Below are 4745 nucleotides of genomic sequence, written 5' to 3'. Positions count from 1 at the left end.
GCACTTTAAGCGAGGAGGAGGCTACCTAGATTAATACTTTAGGATAGTGGACGTTACTCGCAGAATAAGCACCGGCTAACTCTGTGCCAGCAGCCGCGGTAATACAGAGGGTGCGAGCGTTAATCGGATTTACTGGGCGTAAAGCGTGCGTAGGCGGCCAATTAAGTCAAATGTGAAATCCCCGAGCTTAACTTGGGAATTGCATTCGATACTGGTTGGCTAGAGTATGGGAGAGGATGGTAGAATTCCAGGTGTAGCGGTGAAATGCGTAGAGATCTGGAGGAATACCGATGGCGAAGGCAGCCATCTGGCCTAATACTGACGCTGAGGTACGAAAGCATGGGGAGCAAACAGGATTAGATACCCTGGTAGTCCATGCCGTAAACGATGTCTACTAGCCGTTGGGGCCCTTGAGGCTTTAGTGGCGCAGCTAACGCGATAAGTAGACCGCCTGGGGAGTACGGTCGCAAGACTAAAACTCAAATGAATTGACGGGGGCCCGCACAAGCGGTGGAGCATGTGGTTTAATTCGATGCAACGCGAAGAACCTTACCTGGCCTTGACATACAGAGAACTTTCCAGAGATGGATTGGTGCCTTCGGGAACTCTGATACAGGTGCTGCATGGCTGTCGTCAGCTCGTGTCGTGAGATGTTGGGTTAAGTCCCGCAACGAGCGCAACCCTTTTCCTTATTTGCCAGCACTTCGGGTGGGAACTTTAAGGATACTGCCAGTGACAAACTGGAGGAAGGCGGGGACGACGTCAAGTCATCATGGCCCTTACGGCCAGGGCTACACACGTGCTACAATGGTCGGTACAAAGGGTTGCTACACAGCGATGTGATGCTAATCTCAAAAAGCCGATCGTAGTCCGGATTGGAGTCTGCAACTCGACTCCATGAAGTCGGAATCGCTAGTAATCGCGGATCAGAATGCCGCGGTGAATACGTTCCCGGGCCTTGTACACACCGCCCGTCACACCATGGGAGTTTGTTGCACCAGAAGTAGGTAGTCTAACCGTAAGGAGGACGCTTACCACGGTGTGGCCGATGACTGGGGTGAAGTCGTAACAAGGTAGCCGTAGGGGAACCTGCGGCTGGATCACCTCCTTAACGAAAGATTGACGATTGGTAAGAATCCACAACAAGTTGTTCTTCATGACGATGTATCTGAGGGTCTGTAGCTCAGTTGGTTAGAGCACACGCTTGATAAGCGTGGGGTCACAAGTTCAAGTCTTGTCAGACCCACCACTACTGACGAAAGCAGTAATGCAGAAAAACAGATATGTTGACTTATTGATAAGCTGGGGACTTAGCTTAGTTGGTAGAGCGCCTGCTTTGCACGCAGGAGGTCAGGAGTTCGACTCTCCTAGTCTCCACCACGAATCAAACATGATTTGATTCGAAGCTAAAGATTACAGAATTTAGTAAATGGAAGGTTCAAGAATCCTGGTTTATTAACTTCTGTGATTTATCACAGTTGACTGCAATCCGACGAGGATGCAGTGAATCATTAACAGATTGGCAAATTTGAGTCTGAAATAAATTGTTCAACTCATTCAATAGACGTTACAGGGCAACCTGTTGACTAACGTAGATTGAACTGAGAACTAGCAAATTAACTGAATCAAGCGTTTTGGTATATGAATTAGATTGAAGCTGTACAGTGCTTAAATGCACAGTACTCTAAACTGTAATGTTGAAGTTGCTCCTTGTAGGTAACGTCGACTGTTTGGGGTTGTATAGTCAAGTAATTAAGTGCATGTGGTGGATGCCTTGGCAGTCAGAGGCGATGAAAGACGTGATAGCCTGCGAAAAGCTTCGGGGAGGCGGCAAATATCCTGTGATCCGGAGATGTCTGAATGGGGAAACCCACTTACCATAAGGTAGGTATTGCATGATGAATACATAGTCATGCAAGGCGAACGAGGGGAAGTGAAACATCTCAGTACCCTCAGGAAAAGAAATCAATTGAGATTCCCTCAGTAGCGGCGAGCGAACGGGGATCAGCCCATTAAGTTATGTGTGTTTTAGCGGAATGCTCTGGGAAGTGCAACCGTAGAGGGTGATAGTCCCGTACACGAAAGGGCACACATAATGATGACGAGTAGGGCGAGGCACGTGAAACCTTGTCTGAATATGGGGGGACCATCCTCCAAGGCTAAATACTCCTGACTGACCGATAGTGAACCAGTACCGTGAGGGAAAGGCGAAAAGAACCCCTGTGAGGGGAGTGAAATAGATCCTGAAACCGCATGCATACAAGCAGTGGGAGCACCTTCGTGGTGTGACTGCGTACCTTTTGTATAATGGGTCAGCGACTTATATTCAGTGGCGAGGTTAACCGAATAGGGGAGCCGTAGAGAAATCGAGTCTTAATAGGGCGTCTAGTCGCTGGGTATAGACCCGAAACCGGGTGATCTATCCATGAGCAGGTTGAAGGTTGGGTAACACTAACTGGAGGACCGAACCCACCGTCGTTGAAAAGCCGGGGGATGACTTGTGGATAGGGGTGAAAGGCTAATCAAACTCGGTGATAGCTGGTTCTCCCCGAAAGCTATTTAGGTAGCGCCTCGGACGAATACCATTGGGGGTAGAGCACTGTTTCGGCTAGGGGGTCATCCCGACTTACCAAACCGATGCAAACTCCGAATACCAATGAGTACTATCCGGGAGACAGACTGCGGGTGCTAACGTCCGTAGTCAAGAGGAAAACAATCCAGACCGCCAGCTAAGGCCCCAAAATCATAGTTAAGTGGGAAACGATGTGGGAAGGCATAGACAGCTAGGAGGTTGGCTTAGAAGCAGCCACCCTTTAAAGAAAGCGTAATAGCTCACTAGTCGAGTCGGCCTGCGCGGAAGATGTAACGGGGCTAAAACTATGTGCCGAAGCTGCGGATGCACATTTATGTGCGTGGTAGGGGAGCGTTCTGTAAGCCGATGAAGGTGGATTGAGAAGTCTGCTGGAGGTATCAGAAGTGCGAATGCTGACGTGAGTAACGACAAAACGGGTGAAAAACCCGTTCGCCGAAAGACCAAGGGTTCCAGTCCAACGTTAATCGGGGCTGGGTGAGTCGACCCCTAAGGCGAGGCCGAAAGGCGTAGTCGATGGGAAATTGGTTAATATTCCAATACTTCTGTGTAATGCGATGAGAGGACGGAGAAGGTTAGGTCAGCCTGGCGTTGGTTGTCCAGGTGGAAGACAGTAGGCATGCATCTTAGGCAAATCCGGGGTGCTCTATGCTGAGAGTCGATAGCAAGCCAGTTTACTGGTGAAGTGGCCGATACCATACTTCCAAGAAAAGTCTCTAAGCTTCAGTTACACAGGAATCGTACCCGAAACCGACACAGGTGGTCAGGTCGAGTAGACCAAGGCGCTTGAGAGAACTCTGCTGAAGGAACTAGGCAAAATGGTACCGTAACTTCGGGAGAAGGTACGCTGCTGATGGTGATAGGACTTGCTCCTTGAGCTGTCGGCAGCCGCAGAAACCAGGCCGCTGCAACTGTTTATTAAAAACATAGCACTCTGCAAACACGAAAGTGGACGTATAGGGTGTGATGCCTGCCCGGTGCTGGAAGGTTAATTGATGGGGTTAGCGTAAGCGAAGCTCTTGATCGAAGCCCCAGTAAACGGCGGCCGTAACTATAACGGTCCTAAGGTAGCGAAATTCCTTGTCGGGTAAGTTCCGACCTGCACGAATGGCATAATGATGGCGGCGCTGTCTCCAGCAGAGGCTCAGTGAAATCGAAATCGCTGTGAAGATGCAGTGTACCCGCGGCTAGACGGAAAGACCCCGTGAACCTTTACTGCAGCTTGACACTGAACTTTGACCTTACTTGTGTAGGATAGGTGGGAGGCTTTGAAGTAGGGACGCCAGTTCCTATGGAGCCATCCTTGAAATACCACCCTGGTAATGTTGAGGTTCTAACTCTGACCCATAATCTGGGTCGAGGACCGTGTCTGGTGGGTAGTTTGACTGGGGCGGTCTCCTCCTAAAGAGTAACGGAGGAGTACGAAGGTGCGCTCAGCGTGGTCGGAAATCACGCGTAGAGTATAAAGGCAAAAGCGCGCTTAACTGCGAGACCCACAAGTCGAGCAGGTACGAAAGTAGGTCTTAGTGATCCGGTGGTTCTGTATGGAAGGGCCATCGCTCAACGGATAAAAGGTACTCTGGGGATAACAGGCTGATACCGCCCAAGAGTTCATATCGACGGCGGTGTTTGGCACCTCGATGTCGGCTCATCTCATCCTGGGGCTGAAGCAGGTCCCAAGGGTATGGCTGTTCGCCATTTAAAGAGGTACGCGAGCTGGGTTTAGAACGTCGTGAGACAGTTCGGTCCCTATCTACCGTGGGCGCTGGAAATTTGAGAGGATCTGCTCCTAGTACGAGAGGACCAGAGTGGACGAACCTCTGGTGTACCGGTTGTGACGCCAGTCGCATCGCCGGGTAGCTATGTTCGGAAGGGATAACCGCTGAAAGCATCTAAGCGGGAAGCCTACCTCAAGATAAGATTTCCCCGTGACTTTATGTCACCTAAAGAGCCGTTCAAGACCAGGACGTTGATAGGTTGGATGTGGAAGCATAGTGATATGTGAAGCTGACCAATACTAATTGCTCGTGAGGCTTGACTATACAACACCCAAACAGTTGTATACAAAGCATCAATCGATTCATAAATATGCAATATCCCTTGATTCAGCCTAATGCTGGAACATACAATTCAGACCCAGATCTGCCCTCTGTTA

At 49.9% G+C, this 4745-nt stretch carries 2 tRNA genes and 2 rRNA genes; all 4 read left to right on the top strand.

Annotated elements, in window-relative coordinates:
* Window positions 1-1111: ribosomal RNA gene (locus DY023_RS00300) — 16S ribosomal RNA — on the top strand; the annotation flags it as partial.
* 61 nt (window positions 1112-1172) lie between these two features.
* Window positions 1173-1249, top strand: a tRNA-Ile gene (locus DY023_RS00295).
* Between the two features lie 55 nt (window positions 1250-1304).
* Window positions 1305-1380, top strand: a tRNA-Ala gene (locus tag DY023_RS00290).
* A 362-nt stretch (window positions 1381-1742) separates the two neighbouring features.
* Window positions 1743-4632: ribosomal RNA gene (locus DY023_RS00285) — 23S ribosomal RNA — on the top strand.
* Window positions 4633-4745: the final 113 nt, after the last annotated feature.

The organism is Microbacterium bovistercoris (genome assembly GCF_003387575.1).
GTDB classification, from domain to species: Bacteria; Actinomycetota; Actinomycetes; order Actinomycetales; family Microbacteriaceae; genus Microbacterium; species Microbacterium bovistercoris.
The sequence above is the reverse complement of the archived record's forward strand: the minus strand, read 5'-3'. Positions and strand labels throughout refer to the sequence as shown.